The organism is Lentimonas sp. CC4 (genome assembly GCF_902728235.1).
In the GTDB taxonomy this organism is placed as follows: domain Bacteria; phylum Verrucomicrobiota; class Verrucomicrobiia; order Opitutales; family Coraliomargaritaceae; genus Lentimonas.
Window position 1 is genome coordinate 734,446 of sequence record NZ_CACVBO010000001.1, and the last position, 23,680, is coordinate 758,125.

Annotated in this window: 35 protein-coding genes; 3 read left to right on the top strand and 32 right to left on the bottom strand. The window is 50.9% G+C overall.

Annotated features, from left to right (window positions below; genetic code table 11):
* Window positions 1-7 precede the first annotated feature (7 nt).
* Window positions 8-592: a sugar transferase gene (locus tag GZZ87_RS03185; RefSeq protein ID WP_162027328.1), complete on the top strand. Its 585-nt coding sequence runs from the start codon at window positions 8-10 to the stop codon at window positions 590-592.
* A 228-nt stretch (window positions 593-820) separates the two neighbouring features.
* Here GZZ87_RS03185 and rplQ read toward each other — a convergent pair whose 3' ends face one another.
* The 28 genes from rplQ to GZZ87_RS03325 all read right to left on the bottom strand — a co-directional run bounded on the left by rplQ (window position 821) and on the right by GZZ87_RS03325 (window position 16,459).
* The gene (rplQ, locus tag GZZ87_RS03190) at window positions 821-1,447 is read right to left on the bottom strand and encodes a 50S ribosomal protein L17 (protein WP_162027329.1); all 627 of its coding nucleotides are present in this window, start codon (window positions 1,445-1,447) and stop codon (window positions 821-823) included.
* 31 nt (window positions 1,448-1,478) lie between these two features.
* On the bottom strand, window positions 1,479-2,480 hold the full coding sequence (locus GZZ87_RS03195) for a DNA-directed RNA polymerase subunit alpha (RefSeq protein ID WP_162027330.1): 1,002 nt from the start codon (window positions 2,478-2,480) through the stop codon (window positions 1,479-1,481).
* A gap of 72 nt (window positions 2,481-2,552) precedes the next feature.
* Window positions 2,553-3,161, bottom strand: a complete 609-nt coding sequence (gene rpsD, locus GZZ87_RS03200) for a 30S ribosomal protein S4 (RefSeq protein ID WP_162027331.1) — start codon at window positions 3,159-3,161, stop codon at window positions 2,553-2,555.
* A 59-nt stretch (window positions 3,162-3,220) separates the two neighbouring features.
* Window positions 3,221-3,730: a 30S ribosomal protein S11 gene (gene rpsK / locus GZZ87_RS03205; RefSeq protein WP_162027332.1), complete on the bottom strand. Its 510-nt coding sequence runs from the start codon at window positions 3,728-3,730 to the stop codon at window positions 3,221-3,223.
* A gap of 21 nt (window positions 3,731-3,751) precedes the next feature.
* On the bottom strand, window positions 3,752-4,114 hold the full coding sequence (rpsM, locus tag GZZ87_RS03210; RefSeq protein ID WP_162027333.1) for a 30S ribosomal protein S13: 363 nt from the start codon (window positions 4,112-4,114) through the stop codon (window positions 3,752-3,754).
* Between the two features lie 75 nt (window positions 4,115-4,189).
* A complete protein-coding gene (map, locus tag GZZ87_RS03215) occupies window positions 4,190-4,957 on the bottom strand; it encodes a type I methionyl aminopeptidase (RefSeq protein WP_162027334.1) in 768 nt (255 codons plus the stop codon).
* Between the two features lie 101 nt (window positions 4,958-5,058).
* Window positions 5,059-6,573, bottom strand: coding sequence for a preprotein translocase subunit SecY (secY, locus tag GZZ87_RS03220; protein WP_162027335.1), 1,515 nt, complete (start codon window positions 6,571-6,573; stop codon window positions 5,059-5,061).
* Between the two features lie 40 nt (window positions 6,574-6,613).
* Window positions 6,614-7,087: a 50S ribosomal protein L15 gene (rplO, locus tag GZZ87_RS03225; protein ID WP_162027336.1), complete on the bottom strand. Its 474-nt coding sequence runs from the start codon at window positions 7,085-7,087 to the stop codon at window positions 6,614-6,616.
* 11 nt (window positions 7,088-7,098) lie between these two features.
* On the bottom strand, window positions 7,099-7,626 hold the full coding sequence (gene rpsE, locus GZZ87_RS03230; RefSeq protein WP_162027337.1) for a 30S ribosomal protein S5: 528 nt from the start codon (window positions 7,624-7,626) through the stop codon (window positions 7,099-7,101).
* Window positions 7,627-7,635: 9 nt separating this feature from the next.
* Window positions 7,636-7,989, bottom strand: a complete 354-nt coding sequence (gene rplR, locus GZZ87_RS03235; RefSeq protein ID WP_162027338.1) for a 50S ribosomal protein L18 — start codon at window positions 7,987-7,989, stop codon at window positions 7,636-7,638.
* Window positions 7,990-8,011: 22 nt separating this feature from the next.
* A complete protein-coding gene (rplF, locus tag GZZ87_RS03240; protein ID WP_162027339.1) occupies window positions 8,012-8,548 on the bottom strand; it encodes a 50S ribosomal protein L6 in 537 nt (178 codons plus the stop codon).
* Between the two features lie 18 nt (window positions 8,549-8,566).
* On the bottom strand, window positions 8,567-8,965 hold the full coding sequence (rpsH, locus tag GZZ87_RS03245; protein ID WP_162027340.1) for a 30S ribosomal protein S8: 399 nt from the start codon (window positions 8,963-8,965) through the stop codon (window positions 8,567-8,569).
* 45 nt (window positions 8,966-9,010) lie between these two features.
* Complete coding sequence (rpsN, locus tag GZZ87_RS03250) at window positions 9,011-9,316, bottom strand: 30S ribosomal protein S14 (protein ID WP_162027341.1); 306 nt, start codon at window positions 9,314-9,316, stop codon at window positions 9,011-9,013.
* 15 nt (window positions 9,317-9,331) lie between these two features.
* Window positions 9,332-9,919, bottom strand: coding sequence for a 50S ribosomal protein L5 (gene rplE / locus GZZ87_RS03255; RefSeq protein ID WP_162027342.1), 588 nt, complete (start codon window positions 9,917-9,919; stop codon window positions 9,332-9,334).
* Between the two features lie 106 nt (window positions 9,920-10,025).
* Window positions 10,026-10,268 (bottom strand): 50S ribosomal protein L24, encoded by a 243-nt coding sequence (gene rplX, locus GZZ87_RS03260; protein ID WP_162027343.1) that lies wholly within the window; start codon window positions 10,266-10,268, stop codon window positions 10,026-10,028.
* A 2-nt stretch (window positions 10,269-10,270) separates the two neighbouring features.
* Entirely contained in the window at window positions 10,271-10,633 is a 363-nt protein-coding gene (gene rplN, locus GZZ87_RS03265) for a 50S ribosomal protein L14 (RefSeq protein WP_162027344.1), read from the bottom strand.
* A gap of 44 nt (window positions 10,634-10,677) precedes the next feature.
* Window positions 10,678-10,956 carry a 30S ribosomal protein S17 gene (rpsQ, locus tag GZZ87_RS03270; RefSeq protein ID WP_162027345.1) on the bottom strand — a complete coding sequence of 93 codons (279 nt, stop codon included), beginning with the start codon at window positions 10,954-10,956 and terminating at the stop codon, window positions 10,678-10,680.
* Between the two features lie 21 nt (window positions 10,957-10,977).
* Window positions 10,978-11,184, bottom strand: coding sequence for a 50S ribosomal protein L29 (rpmC, locus tag GZZ87_RS03275; RefSeq protein ID WP_162027346.1), 207 nt, complete (start codon window positions 11,182-11,184; stop codon window positions 10,978-10,980).
* Window positions 11,185-11,218: 34 nt separating this feature from the next.
* Window positions 11,219-11,632: a 50S ribosomal protein L16 gene (gene rplP / locus GZZ87_RS03280; protein ID WP_162027347.1), complete on the bottom strand. Its 414-nt coding sequence runs from the start codon at window positions 11,630-11,632 to the stop codon at window positions 11,219-11,221.
* A 48-nt stretch (window positions 11,633-11,680) separates the two neighbouring features.
* Complete coding sequence (gene rpsC, locus GZZ87_RS03285; RefSeq protein ID WP_162027348.1) at window positions 11,681-12,313, bottom strand: 30S ribosomal protein S3; 633 nt, start codon at window positions 12,311-12,313, stop codon at window positions 11,681-11,683.
* 23 nt (window positions 12,314-12,336) lie between these two features.
* Complete coding sequence (gene rplV / locus GZZ87_RS03290) at window positions 12,337-12,672, bottom strand: 50S ribosomal protein L22 (protein ID WP_162027349.1); 336 nt, start codon at window positions 12,670-12,672, stop codon at window positions 12,337-12,339.
* A 5-nt stretch (window positions 12,673-12,677) separates the two neighbouring features.
* Window positions 12,678-13,052 (bottom strand): hypothetical protein, encoded by a 375-nt coding sequence (locus tag GZZ87_RS03295; protein ID WP_162027350.1) that lies wholly within the window; start codon window positions 13,050-13,052, stop codon window positions 12,678-12,680.
* 19 nt (window positions 13,053-13,071) lie between these two features.
* Window positions 13,072-13,338, bottom strand: a complete 267-nt coding sequence (gene rpsS, locus GZZ87_RS03300; RefSeq protein ID WP_162027351.1) for a 30S ribosomal protein S19 — start codon at window positions 13,336-13,338, stop codon at window positions 13,072-13,074.
* A gap of 15 nt (window positions 13,339-13,353) precedes the next feature.
* Window positions 13,354-14,199: a 50S ribosomal protein L2 gene (rplB, locus tag GZZ87_RS03305; protein WP_162027352.1), complete on the bottom strand. Its 846-nt coding sequence runs from the start codon at window positions 14,197-14,199 to the stop codon at window positions 13,354-13,356.
* Window positions 14,200-14,220: 21 nt separating this feature from the next.
* Window positions 14,221-14,511, bottom strand: coding sequence for a 50S ribosomal protein L23 (rplW, locus tag GZZ87_RS03310; protein ID WP_178092106.1), 291 nt, complete (start codon window positions 14,509-14,511; stop codon window positions 14,221-14,223).
* Window positions 14,511-15,146 carry a 50S ribosomal protein L4 gene (rplD, locus tag GZZ87_RS03315; RefSeq protein ID WP_162027353.1) on the bottom strand — a complete coding sequence of 212 codons (636 nt, stop codon included), beginning with the start codon at window positions 15,144-15,146 and terminating at the stop codon, window positions 14,511-14,513. The genes rplW and rplD overlap by 1 nt, the downstream gene beginning before the upstream one ends.
* An 18-nt stretch (window positions 15,147-15,164) precedes the next feature.
* Window positions 15,165-15,809: a 50S ribosomal protein L3 gene (rplC, locus tag GZZ87_RS03320; protein ID WP_162027354.1), complete on the bottom strand. Its 645-nt coding sequence runs from the start codon at window positions 15,807-15,809 to the stop codon at window positions 15,165-15,167.
* Between the two features lie 287 nt (window positions 15,810-16,096).
* Window positions 16,097-16,459, bottom strand: a complete 363-nt coding sequence (locus GZZ87_RS03325; protein ID WP_162027355.1) for a single-stranded DNA-binding protein — start codon at window positions 16,457-16,459, stop codon at window positions 16,097-16,099.
* 425 nt (window positions 16,460-16,884) lie between these two features.
* Between GZZ87_RS03325 and GZZ87_RS03330 the strand changes: the two genes are divergently transcribed.
* Entirely contained in the window at window positions 16,885-19,290 is a 2,406-nt protein-coding gene (locus GZZ87_RS03330; protein WP_162027356.1) for a glycoside hydrolase family 95 protein, read from the top strand.
* A gap of 87 nt (window positions 19,291-19,377) precedes the next feature.
* The gene (locus GZZ87_RS03335) at window positions 19,378-19,941 is read left to right on the top strand and encodes a peroxiredoxin-like family protein (RefSeq protein WP_162027357.1); all 564 of its coding nucleotides are present in this window, start codon (window positions 19,378-19,380) and stop codon (window positions 19,939-19,941) included.
* A 218-nt stretch (window positions 19,942-20,159) separates the two neighbouring features.
* On the opposite strand, the gene rpsJ is transcribed toward GZZ87_RS03335, so the two are convergent.
* The 4 genes from rpsJ to rpsL all read right to left on the bottom strand — a co-directional run bounded on the left by rpsJ (window position 20,160) and on the right by rpsL (window position 23,635).
* Window positions 20,160-20,468 carry a 30S ribosomal protein S10 gene (rpsJ, locus tag GZZ87_RS03340; RefSeq protein ID WP_162027358.1) on the bottom strand — a complete coding sequence of 103 codons (309 nt, stop codon included), beginning with the start codon at window positions 20,466-20,468 and terminating at the stop codon, window positions 20,160-20,162.
* Window positions 20,469-20,561: 93 nt separating this feature from the next.
* Entirely contained in the window at window positions 20,562-22,697 is a 2,136-nt protein-coding gene (gene fusA / locus GZZ87_RS03345; protein ID WP_244648055.1) for an elongation factor G, read from the bottom strand.
* Between the two features lie 57 nt (window positions 22,698-22,754).
* On the bottom strand, window positions 22,755-23,228 hold the full coding sequence (gene rpsG, locus GZZ87_RS03350; RefSeq protein ID WP_162027360.1) for a 30S ribosomal protein S7: 474 nt from the start codon (window positions 23,226-23,228) through the stop codon (window positions 22,755-22,757).
* 32 nt (window positions 23,229-23,260) lie between these two features.
* Window positions 23,261-23,635 (bottom strand): 30S ribosomal protein S12, encoded by a 375-nt coding sequence (gene rpsL, locus GZZ87_RS03355; protein ID WP_162027361.1) that lies wholly within the window; start codon window positions 23,633-23,635, stop codon window positions 23,261-23,263.
* Window positions 23,636-23,680: the final 45 nt, after the last annotated feature.

Here is a 23,680-nt window from a genome sequence, read left to right on the forward strand (position 1 = left end):
ATATTCAATGAAGCGTCTTTTCGACATTCTTATCAGCCTAACACTGCTGTGCGCGCTGTGCATTCCCCTGATCATTCTGTGCGCCCTTCAACTCATCATGCTAGGTCGCCCCATTTTCTTTCGTCAACGACGGGCAGGTAAAAACGGCGCCCCGCTCTCGATTCTAAAATTCCGCACCATGCGCACAGGTGCCGGTAGCGATGCGGAACGACTCACCAAATGGGGACAGTTCCTACGTTCCACCAGCTTGGATGAATTGCCAGAACTCTGGAATGTGCTCCGCGGAGAAATGAGCCTCGTCGGGCCACGCCCACTACCCACCATCTATTTAGACCGTTACAACAAACAACAAGCCCGCCGTCACGATGTGCGTCCGGGCATCACAGGCTGGGCACAGGTGAATGGCCGAAACGGACTCACCTGGGAGCACCAATTCGAACTCGATCTCTGGTATGTGAAACACCACAGCTTCTGGCTAGATATTAAAATACTAGTGATGACCGTCACCACTGTATTGAGCCGTGAAAACATCTCCGAAGAAGGCCAAACGACACGCAGCGAATTCATGGGCTCACCGACGACCACGGACTAGGACTCCCCCCACTGCCCGAACAACACCCAAGCACGACTTCGAAGTAGGACAGAACATGCCCTCGCCATGCAAACAGGCTCCCGATGAGAAGCTCGCCCCACAAGAGAGTCGAAGTTTACTCTATTTTTGAGGCGCACGATTCCGAAAGCCTACCCCACCTTTCACGGTAAACAAAAAAAGCCCGTCCATTGCTGGACGGGCTTTTTGAAATTTAAGACAAGAGTAGAATTAGTCTGCCTTCTTAACAGCTTTCTTAGCGGCCTTTTTGGCTGCCTTCTTGGCAGGTGCCTTCTTGGCTGCTTTTTTAGCGGCCTTCTTGACTGGCTTCTTCTCTTCCGCCGCAGGTGCTTCCGCTTCAGTTGCTTCCGCAGCTGGTGCTTCGGCTTCTTCTGCAGGAGCTTCTTCCTTCTTCTCAGCTTTCTTTGCTGCTGGCTTAGCAGCCTTCTTTGCTGACTTCTTGGAGTAGCCTTCGTCGTTACCGTCGATCAATTCGATCAATGCAACTTCAGCTGCATCGCCGATACGTTGACCGAGCTTGTAGATACGTGTGTAACCACCATTGCGCTCAGTGAACTCGCTTACGCGCTCATCAAAGAGTTTAGCAACTGCTGCTTTATCACGAACGCGTGAGATCGCAAGGCGACGGAAGTGCAACTTACGTGCAGCGTCGTTTGCTGACTCAGCCTTCTTAGCGAGCGTAATGATCTTCTCGATGAAAGGACGAAGCGCTTTCGCTTTAGTCAGTGTTGTTTGGATACGACCATGTGTGATCAGTGCAACTGCGAGGTTGCCCATCATGGCGGAACGGTGTGGTCCGGAGACCCCTAGTGTATGTCTTCTTTTGCTGTGACGCATTTTCTAAATTGCTTGTGCCTAAGTGGCGGGATTAGAGCTCGGTGCCCTTTTCAAGGAGGCGCTCGTCGATTTTCATCCCAAGAGAGAGGCCAAGCTGCTCGAGCTTGTCTTTGATCTCGTTGAGGGACTTCTTACCGAAGTTACGATATTTAAGCATTTCTTGCTCAGACTTCATTGCAAGCTCACCAACTGTAGTGATGTTTGCATTGTTCAAGCAATTTGCCGCACGGACGGAAAGTTCGATTTCGTTCACGCTCATGTTGAGCAGCTTACGAAGGCGATTCTGTTCTTCGCTGATTTCCTTGCTTTCGCTTTCGAACTCGATGTCTTCCTTCGATACTTCATCGAAGACGTCCATGTGGTGCTTAACGATTGCAGCGCTCTGCTTGAGGGCTTCGTCCGGAGTGATACGTCCGTCAGTAGTGATCTCAAGGATAAGCTTGTCGTAGTCCATCTCTTGTCCAACACGAGTGTTTTCAACAGAGTATTTTACAAGCTTAACAGGACTGAAGAGAGAGTCGATCGCGATGACGCCGATCGGTTGGTCTGCCTTCTTATTTTCCTCACCTGCGCAGTAACCACGGCCAACGCGCACTTCAAGCTCAGCGAGAAAACGCTGCTCTTTGTCGAGTGTGCAAATGACTTGGTCTGGATTAACGACCTGGATATTGGCGTCGAGTTGAATGTCAGCCGCAGTAACGGGACCTTCACGGTTAACGTCAATGATCAGGTTCGCGGCCTCACGACCTTCAGAAACGAGGAGAACCTTTTTCAGATTCAGAACGATGTCGGTAACGTCTTCGACGATACCTTCAATGCTCTGGAACTCATGCTGCACACCATCGATTTTAATCGATGAGATGGCTGCACCTTCGATAGAGCTGAGAAGAACACGACGGAGAGAATTCCCGATAGTGTGCCCGTAACCCGTTTCAAACGGCTCAGCTTGGAAAGTGGCAAAAGTGTCGGAAGCAGTTTCCTCGACTTTTACTAGCCGGTTTGGAAGTTCGAATTTTCCTAAGCGCTTTGGCATAATATGCTTTGTTTTAACTGATTACAATGAATTGCTAATGTCTGGCCAGAACGGCCATGAAACGAGAACTGATTATCGGCTATAGAATTCAACGATCAGTTGAACGTTAATGCTGTTTTCAGTTTCTTCTGTAGTCGGAAGGCGATTAATAGTCGCCTTGAGTGCGTCCGCATTGAGTGTGAGCCACTCAGGAACGGTGCGTCCTTGACTTTCTTCCATGCTGCGAGTCGCAAGCTGACGGGATGAGGTGCGCTCACGCACTTCGATTTCGTCGCCTTCCTTCACGATGAAGGAAGCAATGTCAGTCTTCTGACCGTTCACGCAAACGTGACCGTGACCAACAAGCTGACGAGCTCCAGCGCGTGACTTAGCAAAGCCGAGGCGGTAGATTACACTGTCCAAACGTGTTTCGAGCATCTGGAGAAAGATCTCACCAGTGACACCACGAGTGTTTTTAGCTTTTTCGAAAGTGAGACGGAATTGTTTTTCCGTGATGCCATACATGAAGCGAAGCTTTTGCTTCTCGTTCAAGCCAACAGCGTATTCGCTGAATTTACGGCGGAGACGAGGGCCATGCTGACCAGGAGGGTGTGGCTTACGCTCGAATGCTTTAGTAGGCGCGAAGATGGCCTGACCGAAGCGGCGATTGATGCGGGTTGTTGGTCCAGTGTAACGGGACATAATATTTCCTTTGGTTTTCTGCGGACTAGTTTAAATGTATCTACGTGGCAGAGGCACGATTAGACACGACGACGTTTTGGAGCACGGCAACCGTTATGAGGGACCGGAGTCACATCAATAATTTCGGTTACTACCATGCCTAAAGACTGGAGAGCACGGACAGCTGAGTCACGTCCCATACCTGGGCCGTTCAGCTTAACTGTGACTTCCTTCATGCCGTGGGACATTGCCACACGACCTGCATCTTGAGTCACAACTTGCGCTGCGTATGCAGTGGACTTACGAGAGCCACGGAAGTTGCATTTACCGGCACTTGACCAGGAAATAACATTACCGCGCGCATCGGCGAAAGTCACTTTAGTGTTATTAAAAGTAGCGAGGACATTAACAATACCTACAGTAATGTTTTTGCTGCCCTTGGCACGACGGATTTTAACACCATCGAGATCGCTCTTAAGAAGATCTTCAGCAGTTTCTTGCTTCTTTACAGGTGCTTCGGCTTCGCCTTCAACAGCTGCATCAACAACTACTTTTTCTTCTTCTACAGATTTTGTTTCTTCTTCGCTCATAGGAATGATCCTCTAAATGGGTTACTTACGGACTGGCTTGACCGCGCCCTTACGTGTGCGGGCATTAGTTTTAGTGCGTTGGCCACGAACCGGAAGTCCACGCATGTGGCGAATACCACGAAGGCTGCGGATGGCTGAAAGGCGCTTTAGGTTGGCAGTGCGCTCACGACGGAGGTCACCTTCAACGATGTATTGTTTATCCGCAACAAGAGATGCGAGCTGATTGAGCTCCTCTTCGCTAAGGTCACCGGCACGGCGATCTGCATCGAAACCAGACGCTTCGACAATTGCCTTAGCGCGTGTTGGCCCAATGCCATAGATGTAGCGAAGCGAGTATTCTAGCTTCTTGTTTGCGGGGATATCGACTCCAAGTATACGTGGCATGATAAAAAAATGTTATATAACCCGTAGAATTACGGGAAAACGGTGGAACGTAGCAGTTAAGTTTAGTTTGAAAAGTTAATTTTTCGGAATTGTTAAAATTTCCGGATCCCCGCCAGTGACGAGAACGGTGTGTTCAAAGTGGGCAGATGGCTTTCGATCGCGTGTTACAGCGGTCCAACCATCATCGAGCATCTCGATTGCGGCACCTCCAAGATTGATCATCGGCTCGATTGCGAGCGCCATACCAGGCTTGAGTAATGCACCGCTTCCGCGACGACCGTAATTTGGAATCTGCGGTGCTTCATGCATCGTAGCGCCAACCCCATGTCCTACAAACTCGCGAACGATACCGTAATTGTGACGCTTAATAAAGCGCTGCACGGCATTCGAAATATCGCCGACACGGTTACCAGCACGCGCAAAGCTAATCGCATAAGTGAGCGCCTCGCTTGTTGCATCAATGAGCTTCTGGTTTTCATCCACTACTGGTGGAATCAAAACCGTCTTCGCATTGTCGCCGATAAATCCGCGGTAACGAACAACTACATCGATGGAAACAACGTCACCGCCCTGAATGGGGCGACGCATGCTACCAATACCATGCACGATTTCTTCATTAACTGAAATGCAGGTATAAGCAGGGAAGACGTGCTCACCGTTACGATAATTGTAACAAGCGCTTTCGGCTCCAAATGCCTCAATGGCCTTGCGGCCAAGTTGATCGAGATCATAGGTAGTCATCCCCTCGCCCACTGCATCGACCAACTGCTTTAATACAGTCGCTGCGATTTGGCAGGCTTCGCGAATCGATTGGATTTCTTCGTCGGAACGAATTGCTTTCATCGGTTTACGGTAAGGAGATTAATCAAAGAACAGGAAATAAAACGGAGAGGCATTTCAGATCAAAATGCGCCTGCGGATACTATAACGACCAAGGGCTTCGCTTAACCGAGGTTAAAGAAGAAGGAAATGATCCCGAGGGCGAAAAGTGCGACCGCGATGAACAAGAGTGGACGCCAAGCGGTCCAGAAATCTTGCAAACCAGCGGAATCAACGAGTTGCTTATTACGCGCTGCGGAACGACCGCGGATCTTACCCTTCTTGAGAAAGCCATCATAATGGCGCTGCAAGAGGTAGGTTTCGATTTGACGCATGGTGTCGAGCAAAACGCCGACAGTAATGAGCATCCCGGTGCCACCGAAGAATACGGCGACAGAGAAAGGAACGTTATAAGTAAAGAGTAGGATATCAGGGAACAACGCGATCACAGTCAGCGACAAAGCACCGAAGAGAGTCAGACGTGTCATGATATAATCCAAGAACTTCGCAGTCGGCTCACCAGGACGAACGCCTGGAATATAACCACCGTTTTTCTTCAAATCGTCAGCGATCTGAACCGGCTTGAACATCATCGATACCCAGAAGTAACTAAAGACGAAGATCAAGAAGCCGAACACCAAGTAGTAGGCGACCTCACCGCGACCGAGCGACTCAGCGACGTCATTGAAGAAACGCATATTCGTTGCAGTGCCCAAGTAGCTCAGGATCTGAGTGGGAAACATCAGGATCGCTGAAGCGAAAATGACGGGCATCACACCTGCATAATTCACCTTGAGCGGCAGGAACGAGCTCTGACCACCATAGACCTTACGACCTACGACGCGCTTTGCATACTGAACTGGAATCTTACGCTGTGCTTGAGTGATGGCGACTAGACCTGCGGTGACCGCAAACAATAGAACGAGCATCAGCACACCTTCAGGCGCACCCAGTGCAGCACTTTCAGAACCGACAGGTGCGACAAACATCTGATAGGCCGACGCAACAGCAGCTGGAAGACCAGAGATAATGCTCACTGTAATCAATAGCGAGATACCATTACCAATCCCCTTCTCAGTGATCTGCTCACCAAGCCAAACCATGATCATAGAACCAGCAGTCAGGAAGATTGTGCCTGTAATCAGGAACTGTGCCTTACCAGCAATAACGACAGGGCCATATTGTTCAGGGCTGAAGCCTTGTCCAACAATGCTGCCGGGATTGGTGCTAAGCGCAACCAAGAGAAGCAAGCCTTGAACCACACAGATACCCAGCGTCAAATAACGAGTGTATTGATTGATCTTTTGACGACCGACATCCCCCTCTTGCTGTAAACGAGCAATCACAGGGAATACCGCGCCGACCAACTGCATGATGATCGACGCGCTAATGTATGGCATGATACCAAGAGCGAAGACGGCTCCATTAAGGAGCGCCCCGCCGGTAAACATGTTGTAGAGCCCCACAAGGCCACCACTAGCGGATGCTTGATCCGCCATGAACTCGCGGATTGGACCAATATTCATCCCTGGCAGTGGGATATTAGCCCCAACGCGAGCGATGAAGAGCAGAGCCAACGTGAAGAAAATCTTCTGGCGCAGCTCTGGGATCTTCAGAGAATTTGTAAAAGCAGAAAGCATGTGTGGTAACTCTAAACGAAGCGATTAAAGGAGTGAGCGATTAAGCCTCTTCCTTCGTTTCAGCAGCAACGGGTGCTGCTTCGACGATCTTGCCGCCTGCAGCCTCAATTGCCTTCTTTGCAGAAGCAGAGACTTTGCAGACTGTTACCGTATATGCTTTGGAAACTTCACCATCACCAAGTAGCTTTACGCCTTGCTTGTTGTCACGGATAAGACCGGCAGCGATCAAAACCTCGCGAGAGACGACGTCTCCTTCGAGTTTTGCAAGCTGTGCAAGGTTAACAAGCTGATAGCTAGTCTTGAAGTTGAAGTTATTGAAGCCACGACGTGGAAGCTTACGATAGAGTGGCATTTGACCACCTTCGAAGCCGATACGGATACCACCACCAGAACGAGCCTTTTGACCCTTATGTCCTTGGCAGCAAGTCTTACCGCGTCCGTTACCCTCACCGCGTCCAAGACGCTTAGTTGGGTGTGTAGCTCCCTGAATTGTAGGAATTTTTTCGAGATTCATTGTAATGATCCTTACGCTTCCGCAGCGGCTTTATCACCGAAACGGACGTTTTTGATTTCCTCGTTCGAACGAAGCTGCACGAGTGCTGCCATTGTCGCCTTAACCATTGCAAGGTGATTGTTCGAGCCGAGAGACTTAGAAAGAATGTTCTTGATGCCGACAGACTCGAGAACCGCGCGGCAACCGCCACCTGCGATTACGCCTGTTCCGTCCGATGCCGGGCGAAGAAGAACTTTACCGCCGTCAGCTTCACCCAACACGTGGTGTGGGATTGTGTCGCCGCGGAGCTTGATAGTGATGAGGTTCTTTTTGGCCTGTTCTGTGCCCTTACGGATCGCTTCAGGAACTTCCTTAGCTTTGCCGTAACCGACGCCAACTTCACCTTTTTGATTACCTGTAACAACGAGTGCGGAGAAACTGAAACGGCGTCCGCCTTTTACAACTTTCGCGCAACGGTTAATGTGAACCACCTTTTCAACGTATTCTGGTGCTTCTTCCGGCTCGTTCTTCTGAGAGAATGATCTGTTTTGTCTGCTCATATGATAACCTTAGAATTGTAGACCACCTTCGCGGGCAGCTTCTGCAAATGTTTTTACGCAACCGTGGTAGCGGCGACCGGAACGGTCAAAAACAACAGACTCGATGCCTGCAGCCTTTGCCTTTTCAGCCACTGTCTTACCAAGTGCGAGTGCACCTTCAGCGTTTGCCTTAAGAGATGAATCTTTAGTAAGCGATGTAACATAGACCAATGTGTGGCCCTTTACGTCATCGATGCACTGTGCATAGATGTGCTTATTGGAGAAAGTAACAGCAAGACGTGGTCGTTCGGCAGTGCCGTTGATTTTCTTGCGAATGCGCCATTTGCGCTTCTGTAAAAGAGATTTTTTCTTATCGAGTTTCATGTTATATATGCCTCTTTAGAAATTAAGCGGATTTCTTACCCTCCTTACGACGGACGTATTTGCCGACGATGTGGACACCCTTGCCCTTATAAGGCTCGGCTGGGTAGAAATTAAAGATAGATGCTGTGATGTGACCGACCAAGTGCTTATCAGCACCTTCGATCGTCAGCTTAGTGTTTTCTGCAACAGTGACAGTGATACCCTCTGGGATAGTCACCAAGCACGGGTGTGATTTGCCTAGGGCAAGATCAAGAACGTTGCCACTAAGGACAGCGCGGAAACCGACACCTTTGAGGACGATCTCTTTCTTGAAGCCTTCAACAACGCCGATCACCATGTTGTTCACGATGGAACGTGCGGTGCCGAACATAGCGTTCGCGTGGCGGCTGCTGTCGACTGGAGATACCTTGATTTCGTTATCCGCAAGTTCGAAGCTAATCGAACTGTCAAAAGTCTTTTCAAGTTTACCCTTAGGGCCTTCAACGCGGACAGTTTGACCATCAATAGTCACTGACGCCTTATCAAGGACGGGAATAGGAAGTTTACCAATTCTGCTCATTTATAGTAGTCTCCTGAATTACCAAACCTTGCAGAGCAGCTCACCGCCAACACCCAATTCACGGGCATCGCGGGCGCGCACTACGCCTTTGGAAGTTGTAAGGATTGCAACACCCAGGCCACCAAGAACACGAGGGATCTCAGTTGCACCGAAATAAAGACGACGGCCTGGCTTGCTGTGACGCTCGATGCCAGTGATAGCAGGAGTCTTACCGACGAACTTCAGAGTCAGTTCGATGGTCTTGAAACCGCGCTTATCAGTGCCTTCCGTGAAATCACGGATGTAGCCTTCTTGTTTAAGGATCGCTGCGATAGAAGCGCGCATTTTGGAGTGCTGCGTGATGCAGACATCCTTGCGAGCGGCGCTACCGTTGCGGATGATGGTGAGGAAATCACCGATTGTATCGTGAACTGCCATAGTCTAACTAATGGGTTTTCAGTGGGTGTATTGAGCCTTGGTGGATTACCAAGATGATTTTGTCACACCGGGAATTTTGCCTTGTGTAGCAAGTTCACGGAAAGTGAGACGAGAGAGACCGAACTTACCAATGTAAGCACGTGGACGACCTGTTACAGAGCAACGGTTACGTGCACGGATCGGAGAGCTGTTCTTAGGAAGCTTTGTAAGCTTCGCTTGTGCCTTGTAGAACTCATCATCCGGAGTTTCCGGATTCTTAAGGATCGCTTTAAGTTCTGCACGCTTAGCTGCATACTTCTCAATGAGACGCACGCGCTTGAGGTTACGTTGGATTGCTGATTTTTTAGCCATGAGAAATTCTTTCTGTTATGCTTGAGCTGCTGCTGCGGCTTCTTCTGCTTCCACTTCGGAAGTCGATTTGCGGAACGGCATGCCGAAGAGAGCGAGGAGCTCGCGACCTTCTTCATCGTTGCTAGCACTTGTGTTGATGCAGATATCCATACCAATGGTAGCTGTTGTGCCATCGGAACTGACTTCTGGGAAGATCGAGTGATCAGAAACACCGAGTGTGTAGTTACCTTGACCATCAAGCTTTGCAGGAACGCCACGGAAGTCACGAATGCAAGGAAGCGCCACTTGGATCAAACGGTTAAGGAACTCATACATGGCGCGGCCACGGAGTGTTACCTTAACGCCAATCGGCTGGCCTTCACGGAGCTTGAAGTTCGAGATACTAAGCTTTGCTTTGGTCGTCACGGGACGTTGACCAGCAATCTTACCGATCTCTTGGTTCACATACAGGATGTGGTTCTTGTCATCAGTCGCGCTAAAGCCCGAGTTGAGGACGATTTTTTTGACCGAAGGAACCTGGTGTGGGTTGGCATATCCGAACTTTTTCATAAGTGCGGGAATGACCGTTTCGGTGTAATGTTTCTTGAGTGCTGGTGTTTGCATCGGAGTTAAGTCGGATTTCTGTCCCGGCTAAGTTAATGGATTGTCGATGTGAATTTGGAAAAAGTGCGTGAAAATGAGTAAAATACTCATTCTGGCAAGCTTCGTTTTACTTTGCCTTCGCGTCGAACTTCTCAGCCAACACTACATTGGAGTAGTGAATCGGAGTTTCGCGCTCTACAGAACCGCCTTCGGGGTTCTCTTGAGACTTAGGAAGGAACTTAGTGATTTGGTTAACGCCTTCGATCACGACGCTCTTCCCTGCTTTAACAGAGAGAACTTTACCGCGCTTGCCCTTGTGAGAGCCAGAGATGACGACAACTTCTTGTTCGCGTTTAATTGCTTTAGCCATGATTAGAGAACCTCCGGAGCTAGTGAGATGATTTTCATGTATTTCGCACGGAGCTCACGAGCTACTGGTCCGAAAATACGTGTGCCTTTGGGGTTACCATCGGCGTTAAGAATAACAACCGCGTTGTTATCAAAGCGAAGGTAGCTGCCATCACCACGGCGGATCGGTGCTTTTGTGCGCACGACGACTGCCTTTACAACTTCACCCTTTTTAACGGATGAGTCTGTGGATGCGACTTTAACATTGCAGACGATTACGTCGCCAACATCAGCTGTGCGCTTGTTTTGTCCAAGACGACGGATCATCTCCGCTTCCTTGGCACCTGTGTTATCCGCGATAAATACGCGGCTGTTCATCTGAATCATATCTAAATCTCCGTTATACGGTTAAAAAATAAAAGACTTAGCACTTATGCTTCGTCACCAATGCGTGGTGCTCTTTCGAGAACCTTAGTGACGCGCCAGCGCTTGAGCTTGCTAAGAGGACGTGTTTCCATGATCTCAACCTTATCACCAAGGAAGCAGTCATTTGTTTCGTCGTGAGCGTGAACCACTGTCTTACGCTTAATCTCCTTACGGTAAAGCGGGTGTGGGATCTTGTAGAGGTAAGTGACTTTGATTGTCTTGTCTCCGGAACGACTTGTTACGGTGCCAATCAGGGACTTACGGGAATTGCGTGTTGCTTCCATATTATTAGTCGGCTGTTGAGATTAAGCAGAGGCCGCAGCCAACTTCTTCTCTTTAAGAATGGTTTCGAGGCGTGCGATTTCGCGACGCAGTTGAGTAAATTCGTGCGGGCGCTCGACCTGACCGGTCTGCTTACGCAGGCGAAGGTTAACGTGTGCATCGTGCGTGTCGCGGAGCTTCTTTTCGATTTCGACTTCGGACATTTCGCGGATATCTTTTGTGGTGCTCATATTAAATGATTCCTTTGGATAAAATTAATTACGCTTAGTCTTCGCGAGTCACGAAGCGGCAGTGGAACGGAAGCTTAGTATCGGCCAAGCGGAGTGCTTCTTGAGCAGCAGAGTGCGAGCAACCTGCGATTTCGAAGAGCATTGTGCCAGGGCGGATCACAGCGACCCACTTTTCGACAGAACCCTTACCTTTACCCATGCGGGTTTCAGCTGGCTTCTTAGTAACAGGCTTGTGCGGGAAAACACGGATCCATACTTTACCCTTACGCTTGAGGCTACGTGTCATAGCGACACGAGCAGCTTCAATTTGTTGGGAAGTCATGCGACCACGTGTGAGAGATTGGATACCGAATTCGCCGAAAGCGAGTGCGTTACACGACTGGGCTGTTCCGTAGATGCGGCCAGTGTGAACCTTGCGGTATTTTGTGCGTGATGGAAGATATGCCATGTTTCGCTCAGTTTAATAGATTAAAAGGTGTCGTAAATGACGTGTGAATTAAGCTTCACCTTCCTCAGGAAGGCAGATCCAGCATTTCACGCCAATGATACCATAGACAGTGTTTGCTTCGCTGAAGCCATAGTTGATGTTCGCGCGAAGTGTCTGAAGCGGCACTTTACCTTGGTGTTGGCGCTCTGTGCGAGCGATGTCAGCACCACCGAGACGACCACCACACTGGATACGGATACCTTCCGCGCCCATTGCCATTGTAGTCTGAACGGCGCGCTTCATAGCACGGCGGAAAGCGATACGACGCTCAAGCTGAAGTGCAACGTTCTCAGCAACAAGTTGTGCTGAGAGGTCAGGGCGCTTCACTTCTTGGATGTCGAGCATGATCTCCTTCTTGACGACCTTGTTGAGGCCATCCTTAAGCTTATCGAGCTCTGCACCTTTACGGCCGATGACAACACCAGGACGTGCAGTGAAGATCTTCACACGAATACGGCCAGAAGCGCGCTCAATGAAGATGCGTGGCACTGAAGCGTAGCGAAGCTTGCTTGTGAGAAATTTACGAATTTCGTAGTCTTCTTTGATGAAGCCTGGAAATTCTTGCTTAGACGCATACCAGCGTGAATCCCAGTCGCGGGTTACTGCAAGGCGGAAGCCGGTTGGATGAACTTTCTGTCCCATAATAAAATCGGTGTCGTGTTAACTTAGGCTTCGTCTGTAAGGACGATACGAATATTGCTAGTAGCCTTCTTGTAAGGATGCGCCGAACCGCGAGCGGCTGGACGGAAACGCTTGAACGTAGGACCTTGCTCAACGATTGCAGACTCAACTGTCAGCGAATCGGAAGATAGGTTGTTATTGTTTTCCGCGTTGGCGATTGCCGACTGAAGCGTTTTGCTTACGAGACGAGCCGATTTGCGCGGAATAAAGCGCAAGATTTCGACTGCTTCGGCAGCATTACGGCCTTGGATGGCACGGGTGATATCGCGCACCTTGCGGGGCGACATACGGGCGTATTTGGTATAGGCTTGGACCTGCATGAGATTCAGCTGTTTTGAAGTGTTTTTACGCGGGCAATGTCTCCCGCTTGAATTGTGGAGTCGTCGACCAGCTCTAGGATCAATCCTGCAGAGCGGTCGCTTCTTGATTCGATTATAATCAATTCGCCGATCGATTGTGTGCCGCGATTAATGCGGCAAACCATCCCGAGACGGATGCCTTGCTCAAGTCCGCCGTCAAGAATGACGACGTCTGCGGCAAGGGCAGGAACCACGGTCGAGACCGTGGCTGCGTTCGGGCTGTAGATCGACTCTTTGACGAAAGCGGGAACTTCCGCACGCACAACGCACCCAGCAAACAGAGCTCCGAAAAGGAACAAGCTAGCTAGCTTTGAGTGGCGTTGTGCGGACAAAAGGTGCATGACGTAATAAGAGGTTTACTTATTTCTTGCTGGCGACGTGGCCCTTGAACGTGCGTGTCGGCGAGAACTCACCAAGCTTGTGGCCAACCATATTCTCGGTCACATAAACGGGCAGAAAGCTGCGACCGTTATGGACGTTGAGGTTGAGACCTACGAAGTCAGGAGTGATCGTCGAACGACGAGACCAAGTTTGGATCGGCTTGCGATCATTATTGGCCTGAGCCACAGTTACCTTCTTGGCAAGATGTGGATCAACAAAGAAACCTTTTTTAATGGAACGAGACATAGCTAAAAGAGTTTATTATTTTTTCTTGAGCTGACGACCGTTACGGCGAACGAGAATCTGCGAGTTTGTTGGGTTTGCCTTCTTACGAGTTGGGAAGCCCTTAGAGAGCTGGCCCCAAGGAGACTGCGGGTGACCACCACCAGAAGTCTTACCTTCACCACCACCCATAGGGTGATCGACAGGATTCATCGCAACACCACGAACGCGAGGGCGACGGCCCAACCAGCGATTACGACCAGCCTTACCGAGGCTTTGGCTGCCATGCTCGTGATTACCGACTTCACCGATCGTTGCACGGCAACGAGCGTTGAGGAAACGAATTTCACCGGAAGGAAGCTTCACGACTGCACGATCACCATCGATCGAAACAAGCTGAGCGGATTGACCAGCAGAACGGGCGATTTGAGCGCCACGACCTGGGTGCAATTCGATTGCGTGAATCTTAGTAGCCGGCGGGATTACTGCCAGCGGCATGCTGTAACCGGGAGAGAACTCGACGCGTTGGCTTGCGTTGATGAGTGAGTCACCTGCCTTCACACCACGAGGTGCGAGGATGTAACGCTTTTCACCATCTGCATAGGCAAGGAGAGCAATGTTAGCCGAGCGATTTGGATCATACTCGATTGCCTGCACGTTTGCTGGGATGTCCAACTTGTCGCGACGGAAGTCGATGATACGATATGCGCGCTTGTGACCACCACCACGACGACGAGAAGTGATACGACCGTAGCAATTACGACCCTTCTTCTTGTGATTGTAAGTAGTGAGCTGACGCTCAGGCTGCTTTTTGGAGACTTCAGCCTTGTTTCGGATGAGGAAACGAGTGCCTGGAGTCAAAGGTCTGGATTTTACGAGTGCCATGATATTTAGGTCTCTTTCGTCTTAGACGAGTTCGATCTTATCTCCTTCCTTAAGGCTAACAATGGCCAACTTGCGGCCGCCTTTAGTGCCCGGACGGCCACCACGAGAGCGGTCTGTCTTAGCTTTAGGCTTTCTGTTAAGAATGTTTACGTTGGTTACTGATACATTGAATACCTTCTCCACTGCACGAGCGACTTCCTTGCGGTTAGAGCGAGGGTTCACTTCGAAAGTGTATTGGTTCAAGTTAGCGGCGAGATTCGCAGCCTTCTCAGTAACGCGGAATTCGCGTAGAATAGTATTTGCAATAATCATTACTGACCTCCGTTTGCACGAGCGATGATAGTGTCGATGCCCTTAGCGCTCACAATAATGTGGCGGTAGCGGACAACATCGAGTGTGCTCAAGTTGCAAGCTTCAGCGAGGGTCAGACCATCGATGTTACGAGCAGCAAGTGCAGTGTTTGTTTCAAAAGCATCGTCGATGATGAGAACCTTGCCGCGCTTAGGAAGCACTGCAGTCAACACCTGATTGAAAAGCTTTGTCTTAGCCTCTTTAACTTCAAACGCTTCGATGACGGAAAGACCGCCTTCAGTTGCGCGATTGAAAAGAGCGCGACGGAAAGCAAGCGCCTTCATCTTGCTGTTAATTTTCTGCGAATAGTCGCGAGGCTTCGGGCCGTGAGCAACACCACCATGACGCTGGTGCGGTGCACGACGTGTGCCTTGGCGAGCTGTGCCACTTCCCTTTTGACGGAAGAGCTTCTTACCAGAGCCACGAACTTCCGAACGTGTCTTTGTGCAAGCATTGCCTTGGCGGAGATTCGCCTGATGAGCGATGACTACCTGACGAAGAGCAGCAATGCCCTTGTCGTCGGTGAAAGCGGGAAACGTTGAGAATTCCTTCTCTTCGCTCTTTGTCCCGTCAGCTGAGTATACGTTAAGTTTCATCTTAGTATGTCCCTTCGATTACGCCTTAGAGGCTTTTGTTTTAATCGCAGTGCGGACGGTGACAAGGCCACCACGTGAGCCAGGAATGCTGCCCTTCACAAGGATCAGATTCTTATCGGCAATCACTTTAACAACTTCAAGGTTTTGAACAGTGCGCTGAACGTCACCCATGTGACCAGGCATCTTCTTACCTTTAATAACGTGGCCGGGCCACTGACACATACCATAAGAACCACCACGACGGTGGAACATGGAACCGTGGGATGCAGGACCACCAGCGAAACCGTAACGCTTAACAACACCCTGGAAACCACGTCCCTTGGATGTTGCGACTACGTCGATTTTCTGGCCTGCTTCAAAGCGCTCAACAGTCAGCGTATCGCCAAGGTTGAGATCGGTTTCACCATTGGTGCGGAACTCACTGAGTTCAGCAACTGGCTCAACACCTGCTTTTTTGAAGTGTCCAAGAGCTGCCTTAGAAAGGCGGTGCTCTTTTTGCTGACGGAAACCAATTTGAATGGCATCATATCCGTCGACTTCAGTCGTCTTGACCTGTGTGACCGGGCAAGGACCTGCTTCGATGACAGTAACAGGAATAAGACGATTCGCATCGTCGAATACCTGAGTCATACCTATCTTTTTACCAAGTAGGGCTATGTTCATAATACTAATAGGCAGGTGGAACTGGATGCTCCGTTTACTAGACCTGCGTTAGTGGTTAAAATAAAATGTGATTGATCGCCTCAGATGGGAAGCGAGCGACGGAAAAAAGAGGACTATGCCTCCCTCGTCAACCTCGTAATCTTAAAAAATGAATTATTTTTCAAGTAATACACATCCTCCCCCATAATTGACCGATTTGCAGAACCGCGCAGACCTCAACCCCTAAAGGAAATAAGGCCGCGCTCCAAGAGCGCGGCCTCATGCCTGTCCTCAACCAGCTATCCGCGTCAAGCCGCTGCCGAGCGACTCGCTTGCCTCGACGGTCGACGAGCTGACGAAGCAGTCGACTGCGAGCCCCCCTTCACTTGCGGCGAAAGAAACTCCACCTTATAACCGGTCAATAGTATCCGACTGCGCTTCTCGCCACCTTCCGTCTCCCAATTATCCTGCTTCAAGCTGCCAGAAACCAGCACCTTGGAACCCTTAGACAAATAATCGGCCAGATGCGGCATATTCCAGCATTCAACCGGAAGAAAGACGACACGGTCGCCTTCATTGCAAGCAAGCGTGAACTTGCTGAGGTGCTGCTCGCCCACTTCCCGAGTTTCAATTTCGGCTGTGAGGTTTCCACTGAGTATCGTCTGATTCATGATATTTCCTTTTAGTTACGTTAATTATGCTCTTGTGAATGAATCTGCTCCAACGATTGGAACGCTACATAATCAAACACAGACACCTCCATACGTCAAATTAAACATGAACATAAGAGCACCTTCAATGATCCACCCACAAGCCACTCGATACGTTTATGCAATACAACGCGCCCAAAGGTCACTCATCTCAACATTTGCATATACTGCCCAAGCCATTACAAATACAGCCTCTCCCTTATCCCAAAGAGAGGAGCTAGAAGGCAGTCGTTCGAAATTAGGAGCTGATGATCAGTGCCTCATGTAGCTACTGCAGTTCGCCAAATTGGCGACAGCATTCCTGATCCTCAGCGGTTCACGACCAAAGACTCACTTCTGACTCCTTACCTCTAACCCCTAAATATAGATTTATATATAGAGCCACTATGATTCATCGCATCCTCCCCCTCATCGCCAGCCTCATTCTAACTAGCCTAGTATCGCTTCAGGCCGAGCGAACCTACGAACTCTGGGAGAACGCGCCCGCACCCAACCGTGGAGCCGAAACCGAGCAACGCTCGAATGGCACCTTCCCCTTTGATTCCGACTGGGAGTCATGGTCCTATCCAATAGGCAACGGCTACATGGGCGCCAATATCTTCGGACGCACGGACGTGGAACGCATTCAATTGACCGAGAAGACACTCTTCAATGCAGGCCTCTACGGACTAGGAGGCCTAACCAACTTCGCCGAGATCTATTTACAATTCGACCACGCCGAAGTCACCGACTACCGCCGCTCACTCAACCTCAATGACAGCATCGCCCATGTGAGCTACAAGGCCGAAGGTGCGCACTACACCCGCGAACACTTTGTTAGCTACCCTGACAATGTATTGGTCATCACGCTAAAGGCCGACAAGCCCGGTGCCCTCAACTTCACACTCGCCCCTACGATCCCCTACCTCGACAGCCTGCGCGACATTGATCGCAAGACCGGCACCGTCACAGCCAAGGGCGACACCATCACCTTGGCTGGCACCCTCCCACTCGAAAACAACAACTACGAAGCACAGATCAAAGCGCTCCACACCGGTGGAACGCTCACCGCCAAAGACGGTCAGCTCATTGTGGCGGACGCCGATGCAGTCACTTTGATCATCGCAGCCGGCACGAACTACGAGCTCTCCCAGAAACTCTTCACCCAGAATGGCTCCGACAAGCTCGATCCCAACAAGACACCTCACGCCGAGGTGAGCGCACGCATCAATCAAGCCAGCGCAAAGGGAGCTACAGCCCTACGCGAGCGCCACATAGCTGACACGCACAATCTATTTGGCCGCGTTCAAATCAACCTCAACTCAGAGGTCTCGCCCCTACCGACACACGAACTGCTCGAATCCTACAAAGACGGCACCTTCGACACCTACCTCGAAGAGCTCATGTTCCAATACGGTCGCTACTTATTAATAGCGAGCTCTCGCGAAAAGACCCTCCCCGCAGGCCTACAGGGCACATGGAGCCAATATGAAATCACACCGTGGACCGGCGGCTACTGGCACAATATCAATGTGCAAATGAACTACTGGGGCGCCTGCTCGGTGAATTTGGCCGAAACCTTCGAGGCCTACATCAACTACTATAAGGCCTACCAAGTGCAGGCCCAAGAAGGTGCGCGCCATTTTCTAGAAACTCACCACCCCGAGCGCGTCGCTGAGAACACTGCAGACAACGGCTGGACCATCGGCACGGGAGCGACCCCCTATAAGATCAACAAGCCCGGCGGTCACTCCGGGCCAGGCACAGGCGGTTTCACCACTAAGATGCTAGTCGACTACTATGAATTCACCATGGATGAGCAGTATCTCGAAGAGGTCGCCTACCCTGCCGTGCTGGGCATGAGCCGCTTCTTCTCGAAAACACTCGTTGAGCGTGGCGACCACTTGCTCGTCAAACCATCGGCGTCGCCCGAAAACCCAATCCGCAACAAATCCCAACTCGTCGGCATGCCCGGGCACCTCGCCGAAAACGGCAAGCACTATGTCACCGAAGGCTGCACCTTCGACCAAGGCTTCGTCTGGGAAAACCACACCGACGCCCTCGACATGGCTGCAACGCTCGCAGACAACGACCCACTACTAAAAACACTCGAGGCTCAGCTACCACGCCTCGATCCGATCATCATTGGTGACTCCGGCCAAATCAAAGAGTGGCGCGAAGAGACCACCTACTCATCGATCGGCACGCCCAACCATCGCCATATCTCCCACCTCTGCGCCCTTTACCCTGGATCCTTGATCAATGACGCGACGCCAGAATGGATCGAAGCCGCCAAGACAACGCTCGAGCTACGCGGCGACCTCACCACCGGCTGGGCAATGGCGCATCGCATGAACTGCCATGCTCGCCTCAAACAAGGCGAACGCGCGCACGAAGTCTACCGCCTGTTCATCGCCAACAAGACCGTGCCCAACCTCTGGACCCTACACCCCCCCTTCCAGATTGACGGTAACTTCGGCGTGATGGCTGGCATCTCAGAAATGCTCCTACAAAGCCAACAAGACTTCATCGAGGTCCTACCCGCGCTTCCGACCGCATGGGCCGACGGTTCCTATAAAGGACTCGTCGCACGCGGCAACTTTGTGCTGTCCGCTGATTGGAAGAACGCCCAACTCACCGCGGTATCCGTGCATGCTCGCAGCGGCGGCACTTGCCGACTCCAACTGAACACTAGCAAAGCACCCGAAGTCACTAGCAATGGCAAGGCAGCCACAGCTCGCACACATGCAGACGGCTCCATCGAATTCGACACGGCCAAGGGCGCCCACTACGAGATCGCGCTGACAGAATGAGAACGCAAAGCACCCATTAGGCATGACACATCACAGGGCTTATCTCATTTTATTGTAAGGACTTCAGCCGCTCACCGTTCCATAGGCATGAAAGTCATCTCAGCTGAAGAACAAATCGAACCTACTTATCAACAAGCTTTGAAGGAGGTCGTCTCGCGTAATGGCTGGGACTTGGACTCGCTCTCCAACGAGCATCCAACCATGGTGGTCTTCTTACGACACTTGAACTGCATCTATTGCCGCGAGTCCCTCGCAGAACTCGGTCGCCTCCGCGGAGAGATCGAAGCAAATGGCGCAAGGATCGCCATCGTCCATATGGGCACCGAGGAGCAGGCCGAGTATTTACTCGAACTCTTCAACCTAGAAGATGTGGAGCGCTTCAGCGACCCCGAGCGCAAACTCTACCAAGCCTTTGGACTCGAGCGCACCACGCTAGGGCAGCTCATTCGCCCCGATTCGTGGTTCGGGATGTTAAGCGCGGGGATTCGCAACCAGTTTTTACCAGGTAAAAAGCTCGAGGGTGTCGTCGGTGACGTCCTACAAATGCCTGGCGTCTTCCTACTCAACGAGGGCTGCATCATCAGAGACTTTAAGCCAGAGCGCGTAGACAAGCGACCCGAATATCTAGAGCTCGCGGCGATGGAATGCTAGGCACCGGACACCCCACTCAACAGATCACACAACCAGTTCTCAAGAATCAGCATTCAACTCGGCAGAACTCATCCACTCCTGCCTCGCCCACACCGCTTTAGGACTCACTGAAGCAGCGTATAGCCCAAACTTAATCCACAAAAAAGCCCGCGACTCTTGCGAGCGCGGGCTTTTGTAAATTTCAGGTCTCAGTCCTCAGACTTCAGCCCTACGATCAACTAAACGTTGATCGAGATATCAACACCTGCAGGGAGGTTGAGCTTCTTGAGCTCGTCCACTGTGGCTGCAGTTGGCTCAACGATGTCGATGAGGCGCTTGTGTGTGCGGACTTCGAATTGGTCCATGGACTTTTTGTTAACGTGAGGAGAACGGTTAACAGTCAACTTTCCAACGTGAGTTGGAAGTGGCACTGGGCCAGAGACGCGTGCGCCAGAGCGCTTTGCTGTTTCAACGATGTCTGATGCAGACTGGTCGATAACGCGATAGTCGAAGCCTTTAAGGCGGATACGGATACGTGGTGAGCTCATATATTGTATTTGTTTGAGATTTTAGCTATGTGATTTTTAAAAACGAAGGGAGTGCTAGCTTCTGAGCAGGCGTTTTACAACGAACGCCTACGACTAATACCTACCCCGCGTGGAAGTTTCTAAGATTTTATTAACGATGTTCGACGGCACTTCTTCAAAGCGCTCCGGCTCCATGCTAAAAGAAGCACGGCCTTTGCTCAATGAACGCATGATCGTCGAATAGCCGAACATTTCCACCAGGGGAACGAGGGCCGAAATTGAGATAAACGAGGGCTTCGCATTGATATTTTGGATTTGCCCGCGGCGGCGATTCAAGTCGCCCATGATGTCGCCCTGATAATCTTCAGGGGTTTCGACTTCCACATGCATCAGCGGTTCCAAAACGATGGGTGCTGATTTTTCCATCGCATCACGGAAGGCAAAAATACCTGCCATCTTAAACGCGACTTCAGAGGAATCGACTTCATGGAATGAACCGTCGAAAAGTGTGACTTTGCAATCAACCACTGGATAGCCAGCAACTGTGCCATTGCACGATGCCTCTTTGATACCATCCATGGCTGGTTTGATAAATTCTTTTGGAATGACACCACCAGTAGTCTTATCAACCACCTCAAAGCCTTCGCCGCGTCCTAGCGGTTCGACCTTAATACGGACGTGCCCATACTGCCCCTTACCTCCGGTCTGGCGGACGAACTTGCCCTCCCCTTCAGCATTGGCTGTCATTGTTTCGCGATATGCGATCTGCGGACGACCGGCTTCGGCTCCGACTTTAAATTCACGGAAGAGACGATCTTTAATGATCTCGAGGTGCAACTCGCCCATCCCGGCAATCAAGGTCTGGCCGGTTTCTTCATCAGAACTCACGATAAAGGTCGGATCTTCTTCTGACAAACGCTGGAGACCGAGCGCCATCTTTTCCTGGTCAGCAGTGGTCTTAGGCTCGATGGACATCGAGATCACTGGCTCTGGAAATGTGGGTGGCTCAAGGCGCACATCAAAACCCTTCGTGCACAGCGTATCACCTGTTACGACGTCGCGCGCACCAACGAGCGCACAAATGTCACCCGAGTATGCAGTGTCGATATCTTCGCGGGCATCCGCCTTCATCACGAGCAGGCGTGAGATGCGCTCCACCTTACCCGTGCGCGGGTTGTGCAATACGGAACCTTTGGAAATGGAACCGGAATAAACACGGAAAAATACAAGCTTACCGACGTAACCGTCGTTCATCAGCTTAAATGCCAAACCAGACAGCTTTGCATTATCATCAGGCTTGATCTCAACGGGACGCCCCTTGCGGTCTTCACCCTCCATAGGCGGAAGATCCAGCGGCGAAGGCAGGTAATTCACAACCGATTCAAGCACGGACTGAACGCCCTTGTTCTTGAAGGCACTGCCTGGAATCACTCCACAGAAATCAATCGAAATGGTCGCGGTGCGAATCGCAGCACGAATATCATCCGCAGTGAGTTCCTCACCTTCGAGATATTTATCAGCGAGCGCTTCGTCAAAATCAGCAAGTGCTTCGACGAGCTTTTCGCGATACTCAGCAGCTTGATCGACATAGTCGGCAGGCACATCAGTCACCTCGACTGTCATACCAGACTCATCTGCAGGATCATAAATGATCGCCTGCAAAGAGGCCAAATCGATGACACCTTTAAAATCTTCCTCTGCACCGATCGGAATAAAGATCGGGTGTGCATTAGCACCGAGGCGTTCGCGCATCGTTTCGATGGCTGCGAAGAAGTCCGCACCAGTGCGGTCCATCTTGTTGACGAATGCAATGCGCGGGACATTGTATTTTGTCATTTGGCGCCAGACCGTTTCGGACTGTGGTTGGACGCCGGCGACGGCGCAAAATACGCCGACCGCCCCGTCTAACACACGAAGTGAACGTTCCACTTCGGCTGTAAAATCGACGTGCCCGGGGGTGTCGATAATATTGATCTGGTTACGAATCCCGGCATAAGGCCCGTGCTGATTCGTCCAGTTACAGGAGATTGCGGCTGAGGTAATTGTAATACCACGCTCGCGTTCTTGCTCCATCCAATCCGTGACCGCGCTCCCCTCATGCACTTCGCCCATTTTGTGGACGACGCCTGCATAGAAGAGGATGCGTTCGGTCGTAGTCGTCTTGCCCGCGTCGATATGTGCAACTATGCCGATATTACGCGTATGCTCCAAAGGGAACTTACGTTTCGACGAGTTTACACTGGCTGACATAGTAGCGGACATTGAGATGGACTGGAAAAGAACAGGAGGGCGAAGCAGGAGCCGAAACTACCAGCGCAGGTGAGCAAACGCGCGGTTTGCTTGAGCCATACGGTGAGTTTCTTCCTTCTTCTTAACGATCGCGCCAGTGTTATTGTAGGCATCGACGATTTCGTCAGCAAGTGCTTCGTTCATAGGAACGCCCTTGCGCTTGCGAGCAGCTGCTACCATCCAACGGAAGGCGAGGCTCTGCTGGCGCTCAAAAGAGACTTCGACCGGCACTTGGTATGTAGCACCACCTACGCGGCGGCTCTTCACTTCAAGTTTAGGACGTGCATTCTCGAGTGCGCCCATTACCAAATCAACAGGATCACCCTTGCCGATTTTTTCGCTTACACGCTCGAAAGCGTTATATACGATGCGCTGAGCCACAGTGCGCTTACCGCGCTCCATGATCATGTTAACGAGATTGGTGACCAATTCGCTATTATAGCGTGGGTCAGGAATGATTGGGCGTTTTACGGCTTGTCTACGACGTGACATAATAAAATACGTTTAAAGATTAATTCGCGTCCTTAAGACTTAGGCTTCTTGACACCGTATTTGGAACGGCTACGGCGGCGCTTTTCAACACCAACACAGTCAAGTGTGCCACGAACGATGTGGTAACGAACACCAGGAAGGTCCTTTACACGACCACCACGAACAAGAACGATACTGTGCTCCTGCAGGTTATGACCTTCATCGGGAATGTAAGCGATGACTTCGATTCCATTAGTAAGACGAACCTTTGCCACCTTACGGATAGCGGAATTCGGCTTTTTAGGTGTGCGTGTCATGACCTGGACACAGACGCCGCGGCGGAATGGATTAGCGCGAAGTGCTGGTGACTTCGTCTTCTCCTTCTGCACAATACGCGGATTGCGGACGAGTTGATTAATTGTAGGCATTGAAAATATGAATCGCTGGATTTTGAGAAAGACGGCGAAAGTAGC

What these genes read in the sequence shown, in the direction of transcription:
- rplD (WP_162027353.1), bottom strand. Translation starts at nt 15,146, where the DNA reads ATGAAACTTAACGTATACTCAGCTGACGGGACAAAGAGCGAAGAGAAG.
- rpsL (WP_162027361.1), bottom strand. Translation starts at nt 23,635, where the DNA reads ATGCCTACAATTAATCAACTCGTCCGCAATCCGCGTATTGTGCAGAAG.
- GZZ87_RS03335 (WP_162027357.1), top strand. Translation starts at nt 19,378, where the DNA reads ATGAAAGTCATCTCAGCTGAAGAACAAATCGAACCTACTTATCAACAA.
- rpsQ (WP_162027345.1), bottom strand. Translation starts at nt 10,956, where the DNA reads ATGGAAGCAACACGCAATTCCCGTAAGTCCCTGATTGGCACCGTAACA.
- rplC (WP_162027354.1), bottom strand. Translation starts at nt 15,809, where the DNA reads ATGAACATAGCCCTACTTGGTAAAAAGATAGGTATGACTCAGGTATTC.
- rplV (WP_162027349.1), bottom strand. Translation starts at nt 12,672, where the DNA reads ATGCAGGTCCAAGCCTATACCAAATACGCCCGTATGTCGCCCCGCAAG.
- rplQ (WP_162027329.1), bottom strand. Translation starts at nt 1,447, where the DNA reads ATGCGTCACAGCAAAAGAAGACATACACTAGGGGTCTCCGGACCACAC.
- secY (WP_162027335.1), bottom strand. Translation starts at nt 6,573, where the DNA reads ATGCTTTCTGCTTTTACAAATTCTCTGAAGATCCCAGAGCTGCGCCAG.
- rplE (WP_162027342.1), bottom strand. Translation starts at nt 9,919, where the DNA reads ATGCAAACACCAGCACTCAAGAAACATTACACCGAAACGGTCATTCCC.
- GZZ87_RS03295 (WP_162027350.1), bottom strand. Translation starts at nt 13,052, where the DNA reads ATGCACCTTTTGTCCGCACAACGCCACTCAAAGCTAGCTAGCTTGTTC.
- rplF (WP_162027339.1), bottom strand. Translation starts at nt 8,548, where the DNA reads ATGAGCAGAATTGGTAAACTTCCTATTCCCGTCCTTGATAAGGCGTCA.
- rplW (WP_178092106.1), bottom strand. Translation starts at nt 14,511, where the DNA reads ATGATTATTGCAAATACTATTCTACGCGAATTCCGCGTTACTGAGAAG.
- rpsH (WP_162027340.1), bottom strand. Translation starts at nt 8,965, where the DNA reads ATGGCAGTTCACGATACAATCGGTGATTTCCTCACCATCATCCGCAAC.
- rplB (WP_162027352.1), bottom strand. Translation starts at nt 14,199, where the DNA reads ATGGCACTCGTAAAATCCAGACCTTTGACTCCAGGCACTCGTTTCCTC.
- rpsG (WP_162027360.1), bottom strand. Translation starts at nt 23,228, where the DNA reads ATGTCACGTCGTAGACAAGCCGTAAAACGCCCAATCATTCCTGACCCA.
- GZZ87_RS03185 (WP_162027328.1), top strand. Translation starts at nt 8, where the DNA reads ATGAAGCGTCTTTTCGACATTCTTATCAGCCTAACACTGCTGTGCGCG.
- rpsN (WP_162027341.1), bottom strand. Translation starts at nt 9,316, where the DNA reads ATGGCTAAAAAATCAGCAATCCAACGTAACCTCAAGCGCGTGCGTCTC.
- GZZ87_RS03325 (WP_162027355.1), bottom strand. Translation starts at nt 16,459, where the DNA reads ATGAATCAGACGATACTCAGTGGAAACCTCACAGCCGAAATTGAAACT.
- rpsS (WP_162027351.1), bottom strand. Translation starts at nt 13,338, where the DNA reads ATGTCTCGTTCCATTAAAAAAGGTTTCTTTGTTGATCCACATCTTGCC.
- GZZ87_RS03330 (WP_162027356.1), top strand. Translation starts at nt 16,885, where the DNA reads ATGATTCATCGCATCCTCCCCCTCATCGCCAGCCTCATTCTAACTAGC.
- map (WP_162027334.1), bottom strand. Translation starts at nt 4,957, where the DNA reads ATGAAAGCAATTCGTTCCGACGAAGAAATCCAATCGATTCGCGAAGCC.
- rpsK (WP_162027332.1), bottom strand. Translation starts at nt 3,730, where the DNA reads ATGAGCGAAGAAGAAACAAAATCTGTAGAAGAAGAAAAAGTAGTTGTT.
- rpsJ (WP_162027358.1), bottom strand. Translation starts at nt 20,468, where the DNA reads ATGAGCTCACCACGTATCCGTATCCGCCTTAAAGGCTTCGACTATCGC.
- rplP (WP_162027347.1), bottom strand. Translation starts at nt 11,632, where the DNA reads ATGGCATATCTTCCATCACGCACAAAATACCGCAAGGTTCACACTGGC.
- GZZ87_RS03195 (WP_162027330.1), bottom strand. Translation starts at nt 2,480, where the DNA reads ATGCCAAAGCGCTTAGGAAAATTCGAACTTCCAAACCGGCTAGTAAAA.
- rplO (WP_162027336.1), bottom strand. Translation starts at nt 7,087, where the DNA reads ATGAATCTCGAAAAAATTCCTACAATTCAGGGAGCTACACACCCAACT.
- rpmC (WP_162027346.1), bottom strand. Translation starts at nt 11,184, where the DNA reads ATGAGCACCACAAAAGATATCCGCGAAATGTCCGAAGTCGAAATCGAA.
- rpsC (WP_162027348.1), bottom strand. Translation starts at nt 12,313, where the DNA reads ATGGGACAGAAAGTTCATCCAACCGGCTTCCGCCTTGCAGTAACCCGC.
- fusA (WP_244648055.1), bottom strand. Translation starts at nt 22,697, where the DNA reads ATGTCAGCCAGTGTAAACTCGTCGAAACGTAAGTTCCCTTTGGAGCAT.
- rpsD (WP_162027331.1), bottom strand. Translation starts at nt 3,161, where the DNA reads ATGTCCCGTTACACTGGACCAACAACCCGCATCAATCGCCGCTTCGGT.
- rpsE (WP_162027337.1), bottom strand. Translation starts at nt 7,626, where the DNA reads ATGAGCAGACAAAACAGATCATTCTCTCAGAAGAACGAGCCGGAAGAA.
- rplN (WP_162027344.1), bottom strand. Translation starts at nt 10,633, where the DNA reads ATGATTCAGATGAACAGCCGCGTATTTATCGCGGATAACACAGGTGCC.
- rplR (WP_162027338.1), bottom strand. Translation starts at nt 7,989, where the DNA reads ATGAAACTCGATAAGAAAAAATCTCTTTTACAGAAGCGCAAATGGCGC.
- rpsM (WP_162027333.1), bottom strand. Translation starts at nt 4,114, where the DNA reads ATGCCACGTATACTTGGAGTCGATATCCCCGCAAACAAGAAGCTAGAA.
- rplX (WP_162027343.1), bottom strand. Translation starts at nt 10,268, where the DNA reads ATGGCTAAAGCAATTAAACGCGAACAAGAAGTTGTCGTCATCTCTGGC.